The 16,542-nt window shown below is 57.2% G+C and carries 16 protein-coding genes; 8 read left to right on the top strand and 8 right to left on the bottom strand.

The annotated features are described in order from the left end of the window. Positions 1–198 precede the first annotated feature (198 nt). On the bottom strand, positions 199–891 hold the full coding sequence (locus PMI34_RS03365) for a GntR family transcriptional regulator (RefSeq protein WP_008053439.1): 693 nt from the start codon (positions 889–891) through the stop codon (positions 199–201). A gap of 323 nt (positions 892–1,214) precedes the next feature. Between PMI34_RS03365 and PMI34_RS03370 the strand changes: the two genes are divergently transcribed. Further along, positions 1,215–1,949, top strand: a complete 735-nt coding sequence (locus PMI34_RS03370) for an amino acid ABC transporter ATP-binding protein (protein ID WP_008053437.1) — start codon at positions 1,215–1,217, stop codon at positions 1,947–1,949. Between the two features lie 23 nt (positions 1,950–1,972). On the opposite strand, the gene PMI34_RS03375 is transcribed toward PMI34_RS03370, so the two are convergent. The 7 genes from PMI34_RS03375 to PMI34_RS03405 form a co-directional block, all read right to left on the bottom strand. Continuing rightward, positions 1,973–3,085 (bottom strand): CapA family protein, encoded by a 1,113-nt coding sequence (locus tag PMI34_RS03375; protein ID WP_008053436.1) that lies wholly within the window; start codon positions 3,083–3,085, stop codon positions 1,973–1,975. A gap of 89 nt (positions 3,086–3,174) precedes the next feature. Continuing rightward, positions 3,175–4,131 carry an ornithine cyclodeaminase family protein gene (locus tag PMI34_RS03380; RefSeq protein ID WP_008053435.1) on the bottom strand — a complete coding sequence of 319 codons (957 nt, stop codon included), beginning with the start codon at positions 4,129–4,131 and terminating at the stop codon, positions 3,175–3,177. A gap of 160 nt (positions 4,132–4,291) precedes the next feature. Beyond that, positions 4,292–4,681: a RidA family protein gene (locus tag PMI34_RS03385; protein ID WP_007991048.1), complete on the bottom strand. Its 390-nt coding sequence runs from the start codon at positions 4,679–4,681 to the stop codon at positions 4,292–4,294. A gap of 11 nt (positions 4,682–4,692) precedes the next feature. Continuing rightward, on the bottom strand, positions 4,693–5,784 hold the full coding sequence (locus PMI34_RS03390; RefSeq protein WP_008053434.1) for an amino acid ABC transporter permease: 1,092 nt from the start codon (positions 5,782–5,784) through the stop codon (positions 4,693–4,695). Next, positions 5,774–6,910, bottom strand: a complete 1,137-nt coding sequence (locus PMI34_RS03395) for an ABC transporter permease subunit (RefSeq protein WP_008053433.1) — start codon at positions 6,908–6,910, stop codon at positions 5,774–5,776. The genes PMI34_RS03390 and PMI34_RS03395 overlap by 11 nt, the downstream gene beginning before the upstream one ends. A 62-nt stretch (positions 6,911–6,972) precedes the next feature. After that, entirely contained in the window at positions 6,973–7,995 is a 1,023-nt protein-coding gene (locus PMI34_RS03400) for an amino acid ABC transporter substrate-binding protein (protein ID WP_008053432.1), read from the bottom strand. Between the two features lie 208 nt (positions 7,996–8,203). Beyond that, positions 8,204–9,208: a LysR family transcriptional regulator gene (locus PMI34_RS03405; RefSeq protein WP_008053431.1), complete on the bottom strand. Its 1,005-nt coding sequence runs from the start codon at positions 9,206–9,208 to the stop codon at positions 8,204–8,206. Positions 9,209–9,407: 199 nt separating this feature from the next. Between PMI34_RS03405 and PMI34_RS03410 the strand changes: the two genes are divergently transcribed. The 7 genes from PMI34_RS03410 (at position 9,408) to PMI34_RS03440 (ending at position 16,332) form a co-directional block, all read left to right on the top strand. Then, complete coding sequence (locus PMI34_RS03410) at positions 9,408–10,163, top strand: class II aldolase/adducin family protein (protein ID WP_008053430.1); 756 nt, start codon at positions 9,408–9,410, stop codon at positions 10,161–10,163. After that, on the top strand, positions 10,160–11,089 hold the full coding sequence (locus PMI34_RS03415; protein ID WP_008053429.1) for a 2-hydroxyacid dehydrogenase: 930 nt from the start codon (positions 10,160–10,162) through the stop codon (positions 11,087–11,089). The genes PMI34_RS03410 and PMI34_RS03415 overlap by 4 nt, the downstream gene beginning before the upstream one ends. 22 nt (positions 11,090–11,111) lie before the next feature. Further along, positions 11,112–12,350, top strand: a complete 1,239-nt coding sequence (locus PMI34_RS03420) for a Zn-dependent hydrolase (RefSeq protein WP_008053428.1) — start codon at positions 11,112–11,114, stop codon at positions 12,348–12,350. Positions 12,351–12,527: 177 nt separating this feature from the next. After that, positions 12,528–13,856: an MFS transporter gene (locus tag PMI34_RS03425; RefSeq protein ID WP_008053426.1), complete on the top strand. Its 1,329-nt coding sequence runs from the start codon at positions 12,528–12,530 to the stop codon at positions 13,854–13,856. Between the two features lie 80 nt (positions 13,857–13,936). Continuing rightward, positions 13,937–15,262 carry an OprD family porin gene (locus tag PMI34_RS03430; RefSeq protein ID WP_008053425.1) on the top strand — a complete coding sequence of 442 codons (1,326 nt, stop codon included), beginning with the start codon at positions 13,937–13,939 and terminating at the stop codon, positions 15,260–15,262. A 59-nt stretch (positions 15,263–15,321) separates the two neighbouring features. Next, entirely contained in the window at positions 15,322–15,711 is a 390-nt protein-coding gene (locus tag PMI34_RS03435; RefSeq protein WP_008053424.1) for a RidA family protein, read from the top strand. A 3-nt stretch (positions 15,712–15,714) separates the two neighbouring features. Next, positions 15,715–16,332, top strand: a complete 618-nt coding sequence (locus PMI34_RS03440; protein ID WP_008053421.1) for an RraA family protein — start codon at positions 15,715–15,717, stop codon at positions 16,330–16,332. Positions 16,333–16,542 lie beyond the last annotated feature (210 nt).

Raw genomic sequence — 16,542 nt, 5'->3', positions numbered from 1 at the left:
GGCCTGCCTGACGTATCGCAATTGCTGATTTTACGACTGCTTCGCAGCCGAACGCAGCCTCGCGCGCTCGGCTGCTGCTACAGATCGCATTACCGCTTAACTGATTGGCATCAGGTGCGCGGGCACCTTCTTTCTTGCCTTCAGACACGAGCTTTCGCACGTTAGACCGCATGAGTTCTAAATGCCCCGCGTCCCCGATCAGTTTTGCTCAAAGTGGTCTTTCAGGTATTCAGCCGCCTCATCTGAGGCTTGCTTGAGATGCGTTGTCATCAACGCAACCGCCGCCTCCACATCTTTTGCCCGATACGCCGCGAGGATCGCGCGATGCTCGTCCTGACTATCAATCCCTGCCGAGCGCAGCTGCATGTAGATATGCGTATAACGCTGCGCGATGGTGTGTGCACGGATGATCATATTTTCCAGGTGCTTCATTCGCGCAGGCGCATAAAGTGCCGTATGAAGCGAGAGGTTCCATTGACTGCTCAAGATCGGATCGTGAACTTTCTCGAACTCATCGATGATGCGTTCGACACCATCAAGTTGCTCGGGTGTCGAAAGCGGTACCGAATGGCGGACGGCCAACGGCTCTAGAACCGCCCGTAATTCAAAGCACTCATTCATTTCATGCAAGGAGGGCTGTGTCACCATGAAGCCCCGATTCGGCAGGAACTGGACCAGTCCCTGACCTTCAAGCTCACGTAACGCTTCGCGAACCGGCACCTTGCTGGTGTTGAGTTCGGTTGCGATCAGGTCCTGACGCAAAGGTTCGCTACCGGAGAGCGCGCCGGTGACGATGGCTTCCCTGATAACCGCCGCAACAAATTGCGGTGCGGACACACGGGCCAGCGGGATCAAACCTGCAATGTATTTCAGTGGTGATGGATTAGACATATGACACTAAGTGGCCAGGAGCGATTTAAAGGCGTGCCCGTTTTTCGCAGATACGAGCACAACATCATAATGCACGACGGTATACGATTATACGAAAACGAACAAGGACGGCATCCGCAGCCTGGTCCCCCTCAAGCAGCAGTCCAACCCCTCTCCCCATTCATCTGAAATACGAGCCTGATTCATCGCTTTGTTGTTGTCGTTGGCGAATCAATAATCGTATACTTTCTACAGTAGGAAGATACGGGTGCGCCCTGGTTGGCCGTTTGCGATCAGGTCCTCGTCCCTCTTGCGCCATCTGCAACCACATCAGGACAACCACCGTGATCAACATAAAAAATGTTTCCAAGTGGTACGGTAACTTTCAGGTACTGAGCGACTGCTCTACCGCAATAAAAAAGAGTGAAGTCGTCGTGGTGTGCGGCCCTTCCGGTTCTGGCAAATCAACGCTGATCAAAACAGTCAATGCACTGGAGCCTTTCCAGACAGGCGAAATTGTCGTCGACGGTATAAGCCTCTCGGACCCGAAAACCAACCTGCCCAAGCTGCGCAGCCGGGTCGGTATGGTGTTTCAGCACTTCGAGCTGTTTCCACACCTGTCCGTGACGCAAAACCTGACGCTCGCCCAGATGAAGGTGCTTGGCCGTGGCCAGGACGAGGCGCTCAAACGTGGTCTGAAAATGCTCGATCGTGTTGGCCTGAGCGCCCACAAGGACAAGTTCCCGGGGCAGCTCTCAGGTGGTCAGCAGCAGCGTGTGGCAATTGCTCGTGCATTATCCATGGACCCGATCGTGATGCTGTTTGACGAACCTACCTCCGCCCTGGACCCGGAAATGGTCGGCGAGGTTCTAGACGTCATGATCAAGCTCGCAAACGAGGGCATGACCATGATGTGTGTCACCCACGAAATGGGCTTTGCCAGGAAGGTCAGTGACCGTGTGATTTTCATGGACGCGGGAAAAATCATTGAAGACTGTAAAAAAGAAGAGTTCTTTGGCTCTCCCGAAGCACGCTCCCCGCGTGCCAAGGACTTCCTCTCAAAGATCCTGCAACATTGAGCACACGTAGTCGCCAAGGGGGCTCACCAACGCAACTCAAAGGCATTTTTCGCGCCCGGCTGGATGCTGCTGCCCAAGCGTGCGCACTCGCGAGAAAGGGTGTCGTGCAGCCATTGACGGTCATCCCCTTCGGCGCGACAGATGCGAAAGCGACACAGCCGGGTGGGTATCAAGTCCAGCGACTGCAGGTGCCCGCCTGGGCCCAGCGAGGCAAAGTATAGAAGCCCCAGGTCGCCGCGAAAGGCTGTGTAGCCATCGATGCCTTCGTAATCGTTCAGAAGATCACCGCAGCCATAGAGAATCAGGTGTTCGCGGTACACCTCGATGCCTTTGACGTGGTGCGAGGAATGCCCGTGCACCACGTCAACTCCGGCCTCGTCGATTAAGGCATGGGCGAACCAGCGCTGCTCGCGCGGGATATCGAACCCCCAGTTGCTGCCCCAGTGAATAGAGGCGACCACTAGATCCCGCGGTTTTTTGCCCTTGAGAATCCGTTTGGCTACATTGCGCAGGCTTTGCCTCGATAGGTCCTCCAGCCGCGCAACGCCCGCCCCCTTATCCGTGGCGGCCCAGTCCGACGCAATGCCACTGTCGGGTGCGCCGAGGCCAAACACCAGCAAGCGCCGCCCGCCAGGTTGCAGCAACACGGCGGGCGCTTCAGCAGATTGCCGGTTGTGCCCGGCGCCGGCGCTGCACATACCATTGCTCGCCAGGGTATCTAACGTATCGGCCAGGCCGGCACCCCCCCAGTCCAGCACATGGTTGTTGGCCAGCACGCAGCAGTCGATGCCGGCTGCGCTGATGGCCGGGAAGTTCTCCGGGCTCATGCGGTAATTGATGCCCTTTGGCTCCGGTCGTCCGCGGCGGGACACTGCAGTTTCCAGATTGATGATGCGTGCGTGTGGCTGGCGAAATTCGAATTCATCCAGCGCTGCGCCCCAGACATAGGTGAAATCGACTGGGCGGGGAATCGAGCCATTGACTCGTTCTGCCAGCCGGACGTAATCGCCAGCATTCTTGACGTAAGCTTCGTAAAGCCGCGGATCGCCAGGATACGGCAGTACTGCGTCGATGCCGCGGGCGGTCATGACGTCGCCGCAGAGAAACAGCTTCAGCGTATCGGTAACAGCTGCCATGGCAACCTCCCGGATATAAGCCGGGGGATGCTTCCATCCCCCGGCTTATTATTACGCTGAAATAGGCAGAACGACTTCTGAACCTCTACTCAGTTGTTCTTCATATGCAGCTGATAAAGCTCATTGGCAATGGCGATATCCTCCAGCCCCAGTCCGATTGAGCGGAAGAAGGTATGGCGCTCGGGATCGGGAAGTCGGGCGGCTCCCGTCATCAGCTCGGGCAAATCTGCGCAAATACTCTCGGGTAACCAGCCATGCTGGTCTTTTGCCAAGCGCATTTCCCCTGCACTGTCGGGCGTGGTAACCCGGTAATCGCAATAAACGCTCATGTTCAGCAGGGATTCAGGAGGTACTTCGTGCGCCAGTGGGGCATTGGTGCAAATGGACGTGATCAGCGCAGGCTTTTTCAGCACAGCCGGGTCAAGCACCGTATGACCGGCCGAGGTGCACAGCAGGATGACATCCGCATCATCAACTGCACTGGCCAGTTCGGTATGAATGCTGACGCGCGGATCGAGGTCCCGGAGTGCCTGCTGCTCGGACACTGGTAGAGCGTCAATGTTGGGTGCGTACAGCCTGATATCCCCCCACTCGCGCAATGCCGAAACATGCCGGACATGAGCCTGCCCCAACCGCCCTACTCCCACTACGGCCAGTTTGCTGACCTGCGCGGGCGCAAGTAAATCGACGGCGAGCGCTGTCGTGCCCGCTGTTCGCTCAGCCGTCAATTGCCCCGAATCACAGAGCAAGCGAGGTTGACCGTCATCCATCGACATCATCAACGTCCAGGCCGTCACCAGGGCCCCTTCCGGACGCGGGATATAGGGTGAGAGTTTTGCACCAAAGACCCGCTCCTCGGCAAGCGTTCCAAGGTAGCTGATAAAGTTGCCTTGCCCGTTGGGAAACGGATTGCGCAGTTGTGGCGGTTGCACAGCCTTTTCCTGTCCCAACGCCAGGAACATACGACGCATTGCGGACAGCACATCAATCTGGCCGATCAGTTTGGCCACTTGAGTTGAATCAAGTACGGCAATGTCATTTTTCATCGAATACATTCCTTCATCGAGCATCTGACAGAAAACCTTAAACGTCGAAACAACTCAGTTCGAGTTCATGGGAAAGATTATTAAACCAACTAGTTAATTAGCTTGTAGCGACCAGGAGAACTGTTAGTTCTTACAAAATACAACCCGCCACTTCCGTTTTCTAATGATGGGCGACGACATCGATTTCAATATCAAACGGAAACGGCCATGGCTTGACTGCAACGAATGACCGGACAGGTGGGTTTTCAGGAAAGTACTCGCGATACACGGCGTTCACCTCATCCATCATCGATGGATCGGTCACGAAAATCGTGGTTTTCACGACGTTATCGAGGCACGACCCTGCCGATTCAAGAACAACTTTCATCACCTGCAATACCGCGTGAGTCTGTTCAGCAATCGTACCTCGAACAATATTCCCGGTCAGCGGATCGAGCGGCGGCAGGCCACAGGTATAAAGCATCGAACCCGAGCGAATCAACAAAGAGGTCGGTGTATTCAAACGTCTGAGCGCGTCAGATAAAAACGGTACTTCTATTATTTCTTTCATGGAGGCATCCATTATTGATACAGGCGGGCCCTACGCTCACGTTCAATCGCCGCGACGTAGTGTTGGATATACATACAAATAACGAAGTAGATGACGCCGACAAACAGATAGAGCTCCTTGTAGAACCCTTGCCAGTTTTCGTCATAAAGGCTTGATCTTGCCGATCCAAGCAAATCGAAAAGTCCGATGATCATCAACAGCGAACTGTTCTTGACGAACGCGATGGCGATGTTGGCAATCGGTTGCAGCGAATGGGCGATGACTTGCGGCAAGATGACGTAGGCATGACTGCCCCAATAGCCGAACCCCAGGCTTGCCGACGCTTGGCGCTGACCGACTGAAAGTGCTTGCAGGGCACCGCGCAAGGCTTCGGAAAAGTACGCGGCGGTAAACAGCGAGAGACCGATACCTGCCCGAAAAAGCTTGTCGAAAATAAGCTCGTCCGGAAGGATCAACGGAATGATCGCAAAGGTCATGAAGACAATGGTGATCGCCGGAACACTGCGAATCAGATCGACATAAAGCCGGCACGGAACAGAGACAAGCGGCATCTGCGACCGACACCCCATCGCCAGCAGCACACCCAGAGGGAACGCACACACAAGGCCGGCAATGCTGATCAGCAGGGTAATCGGCAGTCCACCCCAACGCGCACGATCCACTGACTCAAGACCGAACAGTCCGCCACTCATCAATAGATAACCAATCAACGCGGCCAGTACCCACAGCACAATGGCTGTTGTGTGATGGCGGACCCGAAGCAAACACCAGAGCGCAACCGCCGCGATCAATGCAACGAAGGTGATCGGACGCCAAAGCGACTCGGGAGGATAGGCCCCGAACAGGATGAGATTGAGCTTGGTGCCGATGAACGCCCAACAAGCGCCTCCGTTCTGGTGGCATAGCGCGGCATCGCCGCTGAAGGTTGCATCCAGCAACAACCATTTGAAGATACCTGGGCCAACCAGAACGACGCCCCAGAGAAACAGTGCGCCGAGCACAATCCGGCTTGGCATACCTGAACCCAGGCCTTTGAGGCGCTGGATTAGCGTCAAGGGTGCGGCAATCGACACTTGGGCACCATTATTCAGATCACCAGACATAATGTTTCTCCCAAAGACCGATTACCCGCGTCGTAATAATGTTTACCGTGACGTAAACCAGCATGAAAATGCTGATCAATTCGATGGCCTGCCCCGTTTGATTCATGGCGGTATTTCCCGCCGAGACCAGTTCCGGGTATCCCACGGCAACACCGAGCGAACTGTTTTTCATCAGGTTCAGTAGTTCACTGACTACCGCCGGCATCGCGATCCGGAACGCTTGTGGCATCACGATGTAACGCAGCACGCCAAAGTGCGTCAGGCCCAGCGCATAACCGGCTGCAATCTGTCCCTGGGCAATGGACTGCACGGCCCCACGGATCGCTTCGGCTATATAAGTGCCGGTGTACACCGAGAGCCCGATGAACATACTCATGAACTCGGGAGAAAAGTGCCCGCCGCCGCCGATTGAAAACTTGCTTGCCGTGGGCCATTCAAATGTCATTTGCCCGGACCACAGGGCATAAGCCGTGGACACAAAAGCAAACAGGCTCAGGAGTATCAGTAAGGCTCCCGGATTTTTCAGTGCACTGCCACCGGTCCTCACGCTTCTCAAGATCAACGCCACAGCGGTGCAGAAGATCGCGACGATCGCCATCAATGCGAAGGGAGTCGGCCACGGAAAATTGATCCCGCGATTACTGATGAACACACCCGGTACCGGTTCCAAAGCCTCCCGGACTACCGGTAAGCCGTAAGTAAAAACAGCGAACCAGAAGAACAACTGCAGCAGCAGCGGCGTATTGCGGATCGTCGAGACATACACTTTGGCAATTCGTCTGGCCAGGCCGAATTTGGACAACTGAGCCAGCGCCGCCAATACCCCGATCAGCACGGAGAATACAATGGCGCAGAGTGCCACTTTCAACGTGTTCGAAAACCCCGCGAGCAAGGCGTACGCATATGATTTGTCACCGCTGAAAGCAATCATGCTTTCACTGAGGTCGAAGCCGGCGCGAGTCCACAGAAAGCTGAACCCGGTATTGATCCCTTTCTGTGTCAGGCGCTCGTTGATCACGTGCCCGAAATACCAAACCACAATCACGACAGCCGTGAGTACTACAAGCTGGACCAACACCGTGACAGCCCGGTGTTGGTGTTTAACTGCGCCATCTCTTGCCGACATGACCTTCACCTCTCGTTTCTGATTCGCCATCTATGCGGCGTTTGAGCCATTCACATCACGGATCAGAAAAGCGGGGAGTACAGCAGACCACCGTCCGACCACAGTGAATTCTGGCCACGCTTCATCTGCAAGGGCGTGTTTGCACCCACGTTGCGCTCGAAGATTTCTTTGTAGTTGCCTACCGCGGAGATGACATTGATCACCCAGTCATCCTTGAGACCCAGCCCTGCCCCGACACCAGGCGTTACACCCAACAGGCGCCGGATGTCCTCGTTGTTACTGGTGAGCATTTGTTTAACGTTTTCTTTAGTGATACCCAGTTCTTCTGCAGTAAAGGTTGCGAAGACTGTCCACTTGACGAGGTCTGCAAAGTGCTTGTCATCGCCCCGGACGACCGGACCCATTGGCGATTTCGAGATCACATCAGGAAGGATGACGTAGTTTTCAGGGTTGCCCGAGTTGAGCCGGATAACCGCCAACTGCGACACATCGCTGGTGATTACATCGCAGCGGCTTGCGAAAAAGGCCGAGAAAAACTCAGTACCGCTTTCGATTACCACAGGCTTGAAACTGATCTTCAGCTTGTCGAAGAAGTTGCGAACCACATACTCGCTGGTGGTGCCCTGCTGGATGCAGACCGTAGCGCCATCGAGTTCAGCCGCCTTGGTGACGCCCAGTTTCTTGTTGATCAGAAAGCCTTGGCCGTCGAAGAAGTCCACCACCGGAAATTGCAGCCCCATCGTGGTATCGCGTGTCAGGGTCCAGGTGCTGTTCCGGGAGAGAACATCCACTTCGCCATTCTGCAGCGCCGTGAAACGTGCCTGATCGGACAGCGGGACAAACTTGACTTTCGGCTTCTCGAAAATCGCCGCAGCAAATGCTTTGCAGAAATCCGCATCAAACCCCTGCCAGTCACCCGCACTGTTGGGCGCACCAAAGCCGACCAGGCCAGGGTGCACACCACAGACAAGCACTCCCCGTTCTCGAATTTTCGACAAGGTATCGGCCTGTACCGGTGCAGAAATTGCCAATGAAAGCCCTAGGGCTGTTGCGGTAGATGCGAAAAGAACTCTTAGACGTGTCATCAGCTTCTCCACTCGGTAGAAAGTATACGATTTCAAGCTATATGACTTTAAGAGCGGCTGTCAAGCCACAAAAATGGCCACACCGGTGATTTGTTTTGAGTTTAGATCTGGTGCGTTGCGAGGTGACTGATCATCGGCGCGTGTCGCAATGGCGGCAGCAGCCTATCGGGATTGCGCCGACACCCATCACCGATGATGCCAATCAAAGTCAGTCTTGCTTGTCGGCCTTCTGATCAACGGATTGTTCTGCAACTGCGATGGCATGCTGGAAACTTTCAAGAAATACAGTTTCTGCATGAGTCATTTTTTGCTCGCGGTTCCACAGCAAGTGAATGTCCACATCGGAGACACCATCCCTGGGCGGCAGACGCCAAAGCATACCGTTGTAGAGATCAATATCGAGTAAGTGCTCTGGCAAACAGCCGATACCAAATCCTGCGATCACCAACCTGCGGATTTCTTCAAAGTTTGATGACGAAGCGACGATCTTGCCGGTGAAGCCCTGTTGGTCACGAAACACGGTAAGCGGCGAAAGATTGCCGCCAATCTGGTCGCTCGTGAAGCTGACAAAGTTTTCCCCTTGCAGCTCAGCCAGATCGAGGCCACGCACGCCAAAAAAGCGATGGCGTTTTCCGCAAAAGAACGCATATCGCTGACGTATCAGACAACGCTGCTCAAGCTTGGGTTGAGCGATGCGGCATAAACCGACACCAACGGTGGCGGTCTTCTGCATCAGCGAACTGAGTATGTCGGAGCTGCGCATAACCTCTATTTCCAACTCCACACGCGGATGATTGAGATGAAAGTTCGCGAGAAAATCATCATAGACCGTCGATTGCACCCGGCTGATCGAGAGCAGACGAACCTTCCCCACCACATCATCCTGGGGACCTTCGATGGCCGAGCCGATGCGCGACACGTTGCCGTACATCTCTTCGGCAATTCGCAGTATTTCTTCTCCTGCCTCAGTGAGATCGAAGCGTGGCCCCTTGCGCGAAATCAAGGCGCACTCCAACTGATCTTCCAGCCGCTTGAGCGATTGACTAACGGCCGATTGAGTAATGAACAGCCGCGCCGCAGCACGGCTGATGCTCCCTTCCTGACCAATCGCCAGATACGTGCGCAATAAATTCCAATCCAGACGATCGTTGAGGAAACGCCGCCCTCCCCATCTAGCCTGCATCAGCTCTTCATTCGAGTTTTTGCTGCTCATCTTGATGTCCATTATTAGCGTGACTTAATCGGCACTTAAGAATTAGCAAATTGCTTAATGATAGAGGCTACGAGATAAAGCAGGAAGGCGCCAGAGCTACGCATCATCCAGGGCACTTCGGTGGGTGGTGAATGGGGCTGCACCCTCTTGGCCAGCCACCGTTACCGCAACCCAATTTGCGCATTAACAAGGAACTCACATGTACACACCCGACAACCTTGCCCCCGCCGAGTGGAAAGCCCGCTGCGAGCTGGCCGCACTGTATCGACTGGTCGCGTACTTTCGCATGACCGACCTGATCGACACCCACATCACCCTGCGCATTCCAGGCCCTGAACACCACTTCCTGATCAACCGCTACGGTGTGATCTTCGATCGCATGAAAGCCAGCGACCTGGTGCGCATAGACCAGTACGGTCAGGTGGTGGGCGGTGCGAACGAGCGTACCCGTGTCAATGCCGCCGGCTTCGTGATTCATTCGGCGATCCACATGGCCCGCCCGGATCTCAATTGCGTGGTGCATACCCACACCGCAGCCGGTATGGCCGTGGCCGCCCAGGAGCAAGGCCTGTTACCGATCAGCCAGCATGCGCTGAAGTTCTACGGCAAATTGGCTTATCACACCTATGAAGGCATTGCGCTGTCGCTGGCCGAGCGTGAACGACTGGTCGCCGACCTGGGGCCACACAAGGCCATGATCCTGCGTAACCATGGCCTGCTGGCAGCCGGAGGCAACGTGGCTGAAGCCTTCCACGAAATTCACTTCCTGGAGCGCGCGTGCCAGGCGCAGGTCGCGGCGCTGGCCGGCGGCAGCCAGTTGGTCTATCCCAACGAAGACGTCTGCAAACACACCGCAGAACAGTTCGGCCGCGACGAAGCCGAAGAGATCATGGGGCTGAGCTGGAATGCCGCCTTGACCTTGATTGAAGATCAGCGCGAGTCCTATTGCTCATGAACACCGTCGTACTGCTGTCGCGCGATAGCATCCTGCTCGGCCAGCTCCAGGCGGCCTTTGCCCGTCAGGCGCCGGACATACGGGTGGTGCTGGCCGATGACCCGGTCGCCCGTGAAGCACAAGTCGCCGCATGTTGGTTCCCGCCGGCCAACAGTTTGGGCGCGCTGCCCAATCTGCAACTGGTGCATTCGGTCGCCGCGGGTGTCGATCATTTGCACACCGATCCCAGTTGCCCGAATTTGACCGTGTGCCGAGTGGTCGATCCCGTGCACCGCCAAGGCATGACCGAGTACGTACGCTGGGCGGTGATTCACTATCACCGACGTTTCGACCAGGTCTTGCAGCAACAGCCTGACCTGCTCTGGCAGCGCCCGGTACAGATTCAGGCAAAGGACTTCAAGGTCGGTGTGATGGGCCTGGGTTCGCTGGGCGCAGCCATTGCCGAAGACCTGGCCAGTGCCGGCTACAGCGTTCGCGGCTGGGCGCGCAGTGTCAAAAACCTACCCAACGTGGTCTGCCACAGCGGCGATCGGGAGTTCAGCGGCTTTCTCCAAGGCCTCGATCTATTGATCAACCTGCTGCCGTTGACCCCGGCTACCCAGGGCATTCTCTGTACTGAAACTTTCCAGGCTCTGGCGCCAGGTGCAGTGATCGTCAACTGCGGTCGCGGCCAGCACGTACGCATCGACGATCTACAACAGGCATTGAGCAGCGGTCAGCTGCGCGGTGCTGTGCTGGACGTCTTCGAGCATGAACCCCTACCAGTCGATGATCGCCTGTGGTGTATGCCCGGGGTGATCGTTACGCCACACATGGCATCGGCGGCGTCCCACGACTGCATCGCCAGCCAGATCGCCGAAAACGCGCGCCGGCTGGCGCGAGGCGCCCCCCTGAACAACCCGGTCGATACGTCCCTGGGCTATTAAGACACGCGACAAGAGGTGAATGATGAAAGTATCCAAGGTCAACGGTGAGCGCCTGTGGGGCAGCCTGATGGACATGGCCAAAGTTGGCGCCACCGAGCGCGGCGGCAACTGTCGCCTGGCCCTTTCCAGGGAAGACCTGGCTGGCCGCGAGTTGTTCATGGGCTGGTGCCGTGAGGCTGGCCTGAGTATCGCGTTCGACGCCATTGGCAACCTTTTCGCCCGCCGCGAAGGCCAGGACAACAGCCTGCCGCCGATCGTCATGGGCAGCCACCTGGATACCCAGCCAAAAGGTGGCCGCTTCGATGGTATCTACGGCGTGCTGAGCGGACTGGAAGTGGTGCGTTGCCTGAATGAACAAGGCATCGAAACCCGCCGGCCCATCGAAATTGCCGTGTGGACCAACGAGGAAGGTGCGCGCTTTACTCCGGCCATGTTCGGCTCGGCGGTGTTCACTGGCATTCTGCCGTTGCAAACGGCATTGGATGCCCGTGATGCCAATGGTATCAGCGTCGCGCAGGCCCTGACCGATATAGGCCAGAGTGGTGAACTGCCCCTGCAGCGAGCCTTCGATTCTTACTTCGAAGCCCATATCGAACAAGGCCCGATCCTGGAAGACAACGGTCTGCCGGTGGGTGTCGTCACCGGTGGCCAGGCGATCTGCTGGCTGGATGTGCAGGTTGGCGGTGTCAGTGCCCACGCCGGCACCACACCCATGCCGTTGCGCAAGGATGCCCTGTTCGGCGTCGCGCAAATGGCCAGCGTGCTGGAATCCATCGCCAGGGACTTCGCGCCCAAGGGGCTGGTCACAGTGGGCCAACTGGAGATAGCCAAGTCATCGCGCAATACCATCCCTGGCCGGATCAACTTTACTGTCGATCTGCGCCATCACGAAGACCAGCAGATCGCCGCAATGGAGCAAGCCGTATACGAGCGTTTGCAAATCGTGGCTGACAAGCGCGGTTTGAGCCTGGCGATCAATCGTCACTGGCTCAGCCCGGCGACACCCTTCGATGCCGATTGTGTGGCCGCCGTGCGTTCGGCGGTCCAGCTGCTGGGTTACCCCCATCAAGACATCGTCAGCGGTGCCGGGCATGACGCCATCCACCTCGCCGGACATTGCCCGACCACGATGGTCTTCATTCCCTGTGTTGGTGGCCTGAGCCACAACGAAGCCGAAGACGCCTTGCCTGACGATGTCCGCATGGGCTGCGACGTGCTGCTCAATGCGGTGCTGCGGCGAGCTCAGCACCTGAGCGACTGATTAAGTAAGTAGCACCGAACCTCTGAGGTCGCGTCATCCACACGACCTCAGAGGCAGGGCCCGCTTGCGCCTGAAAAAACAATAAAACCGATATCCGGCCACAGCATCACCGTTACCCACACTGCCATCCAATAAATCAATCCACTGAGCCCGACGCTCAATTTGGAGAAAAAAGGCATGAACAGCTCCGCGTGCATCCAGACCGCTACCCCGACGGTCGAACCCAGCGTCAACATGAAAAAAGTCGCCGTCGCCAGCGTCATTGGCACCACGGTGGAATGGTACGACCTGTTTGTTTTCGCCACGGCTTCTGCCCTGGTGTTCAACAAGATTTTCTTCCCGGCGTTCGATGCCTTGATCGGCACCCTCCTGGCGTTCGGTACCTTTGCTTCGGCTTATGGTGCACGCATCGTCGGGGCTGCCTTGTTCGGCCACTACGGCGACAAGCTTGGGCGCAAATCGATGCTGCTGATTTCGCTATTGACCATGGGCGCGGCAACCTTTGCCATCGGTCTGTTACCGGATTACGCCAGCATTGGCATCTGGGCACCGATCCTGCTTTTAACCCTGCGGATCATTCAAGGCCTGGCCCTGGGCGGTGAATGGGGTGGTGCGGTGTTGATGGCCGTCGAGCATGCCCCCGCCAACCAGCGTGGCTTGTATGGCTCATGGGTACAGATCGGCGTACCGGCCGGTACCATGATTGCCAACCTGGCCTTCCTGGCGATCGCCTGGCTGCTGCCGGCTGAAGACATGCTTGCCTGGGGCTGGCGCATTCCCTTCCTGGCCAGCGCGCTGCTGATTGCCGTGGGCCTGTACATCCGCCTCAACATCACCGAGACACCAGCGTTCCACAAGGCTCAATCCAGCGAGCCGCAAATCAAGTTGCCGCTGGCCGAAGTCTTCAGCAAATACTGGAAGCAAGTCCTGCTCGGCGGCGTGGCAACCATGTCGACCGGTGCATCTTTCAACATCATCGTCGCCTTCGGCCTGACCTATGGGACCCAGACCCTGGGTTTCAGCCGCACCATCATGCTCAGCGTGGTACTGGCCTCCTGTGCGCTGTGCATTGTGCTCTTGCCAGCCTTCGGTGCACTGTCTGACCGCTTCGGCCGCAAGCCAGTGATCATCGCCGGTATCGTCGGTGAAGCGCTGGTCGCCTTCCCGATGTTCTGGCTGATGGATACTCGCGAGCTGCCGCTGGTGTTTCTCGGCTATGGCCTGTTGATGACCGCGTTCGCCGCCAACTACGGGCCCATCGCAACCTTCCTCGCCGAGCTGTTCGGCACCCGTGTGCGTTACTCCGGCCTATCGGTGGCTTACATGCTCTCCGGGCTGCTGGGCAGCGCGGCCACACCTATCGTGACTACGGCGCTGCTGGCGATGACCGGCAAAGGCTCGTCAGTGGCCTGGTACCTGATCGGCTCCGCAGTCATTTCTCTGATTGCCCTGTTACTGCTGACCGAAACCTTCAAGCGCGACTTGAGCGCTGGGCGGGCTGAATAGCACCAAGTGACCCACAACAAGAATAAATCCACCTGCACTTGACCCTGCTGCCATTCACGCACCCTCTGGATTCGTACACCATGGAAAAAAACCTGCACCTTTTTGGTGTGAGCGCCGGCGCTTGCCTTTTGACCCTGAGCCAGGTCGCTTCAGCCGATTTCATTAGCGACAGCAAGGCCACACTGGGCCTGCGTAACTTCTACTTCAACAACGACTACCGCGACCGGCCCGGCAGTGCCGGCCAGAGTAAGACCGAGGAGTGGGCGCAGGGGCTCATGCTCAATTACACCTCCGGTTTCACCGACGGCACTCTTGGGTTTGGCGTCGATGCGCTGGGGCTGGTGGGCCTGACACTGGACAGCGGCCAGGGCCGTCATCGCGGCAGCTCGATGATCCCGACTGAAGGTGATGGCGCTGCCGATGAATGGAGCCGCCTGGGCGTGACCGCAAAAGCCCGTTTGAACAAGACCGAAATGCGTTACGGCACGCTGACGCCCAAGCTGCCGATCTTGGTCGCGAACGACGGTCGCCTGTTGCCACAGACCTTTGAAGGCGGCCAGATCACCAGCAACGATCTCGACAAGCTGACCTTGACCGCCGGCCGTCTGGAGCACGCTACCGGGCGTGGCTCCAGTGATAGTACCGGGTTGGCGGTCAGCGGTGGGAGTCAGGAGAGCAACGAGTTTCTCTTCGCCGGTGCCGACTATAAAGTCACTAAAGATCTGACCGCCCAGTATTACCTGGCCAATCTCGAGGACTACTACACCCAGCACTTTTTCGGGCTGCAGCATGTGCTCGCACTCGGCGAAGGCCAGTCGTTGAAGACTGACCTGCGCTACTTCGATACATCTTCCGACGGCGCCAACAGCTCGGCCAGCGGACGGGCTGAAGGTTACCGGGTCGGTGGCTATAGCCGAAACGGTGCCGGTGAAATCGACAACCGCACCTGGAGCGCCCTCTTCACCTACAGCCTTGGTGGCCACGGGTTGACCGGCGGTTACCAGAGCGTTTCCGACGGCAGCAACTTCGTCCAGCTCAACCAGGGCTCCCTGGTAGACAAAGGGGCCGGTGGCGCAAGCCTGTATCTGTTCACCGACCGCATGCTCACCAGCTTCAACCGGGCCGGCGAACGCACCTGGTTCGGCCAGTACGCCTATGACTTCGCCGCCTCTGGCGTACCGGGCCTTCGTGCGTCGATGGTTTATCTCAAAGGCAGCCAGATCAAGACCACTTCTGGTAGCGATCAGCAGGAATGGGAGCGTGACCTGGCCCTGGATTACGTTATCCAGGACGGTACGTTCACAGGCCTGGGTTTCGGTTGGCGCTATGGCGTTCTGCACTCCGAGGCCGACGCCAATCAGGACCAGAACCGCGTGTTCGTCAGCTACACCCTGGCATTGTTCTGATTCACCGGCCCGTCGCCCATGTCGGGTCGGCGGGCCTCTATTCTCAGCGAGGTTCATTCATGAAGCGTATCCAGGCAGCACCCGGCACAATCGGCCCGGTCGGCCCTTACTCCCAGGCAGTGGTCAGCGGCCATCTGGTGTTCACTGCCGGTCAAATACCCGCCACAGGCGGACTGGACCAGCAACCAGAAGGCTTCGAAGAGCAAGTGCGCCAGACCTTGCGCAACCTGGAAGCCATCCTGATCGCGGCGGGCTCGGACTTCGATCACGTGATCAAGGTTAACGGCTATCTCACCGATCCAGCTCAACTGGAACCCTTCAACCGGGTCTATGCCGAGGTACTCGGCCATGCGCCACCAGCACGCACCACGGTCTGCGTGGCACTCTGGGGGGTGGCACTGGAAATCGATTGCGTGGCCGAACTCATTGATTCAGCAAAGCAGAGGTAAGCCATGAACGCCCCTACACAATTGCTTGAAAAGCTCCATCAGGTCAGCTTCGCCACCCTCGGGCATTTGCTCGAAGACGGCTTTGTCAGTACCGAGATTCGCTCCATGCTGAGCGCCGTCAAAGTGGTAGGTCGCGCAGTGACGCTGAGCGTGATCAACGCCGATGCCATTGCCGTCAACCGCGCTTTGGCAAGCCTGCAAGACGGCGACGTGCTGGTAATTGACATGAACGGTGATCGACTTCATGCCTGTGTCGGTACGGTGACAGCCTGTGCAGCTCAAGCGAGAGGCGCCAGGGCCATCGTGGTCGATGGCGTGGTGACTGATATCCTTGAACTGCGCGAAGCCGGACTGCCCGTTTTTGCCCGTGGCACCAACCTGCTGACTACCAAACTGCACGGCAACGCCGAGAGCCAGTTGAATGTACCGGTTCAGTGCGGCGGGGTTCAGGTGCACCCGGGCGATCTGGTGTTGGGAGACGATAACGGTTTACTGATTCTTGACAGTCGGGCACTTGCCGCAGTCATCGACCAGGCATTGGCCAGTGATCGTGCAGAACCCGGTCTGCTGGAACGTCTTGAAGCCGGAGAGTCAATAGCATCCGTACTGCGTGTTCAGTGATTGATCGCTTGTAAATGTAGCCAACGATTCCGGTGCCGTGCGTCATCTATACGACAGTAGCCCGCACTTCACTGTCCCCCCCCCGTAAACCATAATCTGTGTCTACTGTAACCGCTGAACAATGGGAATTTGAGCGGTAACTAACGAAGCTCAGTGTGGTACGTCCTGCGTGATCAACGCCTGCCGCGCCACAAGACCAGCCGGCAGGCA

Origin of the sequence: Pseudomonas sp. GM74, assembly GCF_000282455.1 — a bacterium.
GTDB lineage: Bacteria > Pseudomonadota > Gammaproteobacteria > Pseudomonadales > Pseudomonadaceae > Aquipseudomonas.
Note: the sequence above shows the minus strand (reverse complement) of the source record. Positions and strands in the feature narration are given on the sequence as shown.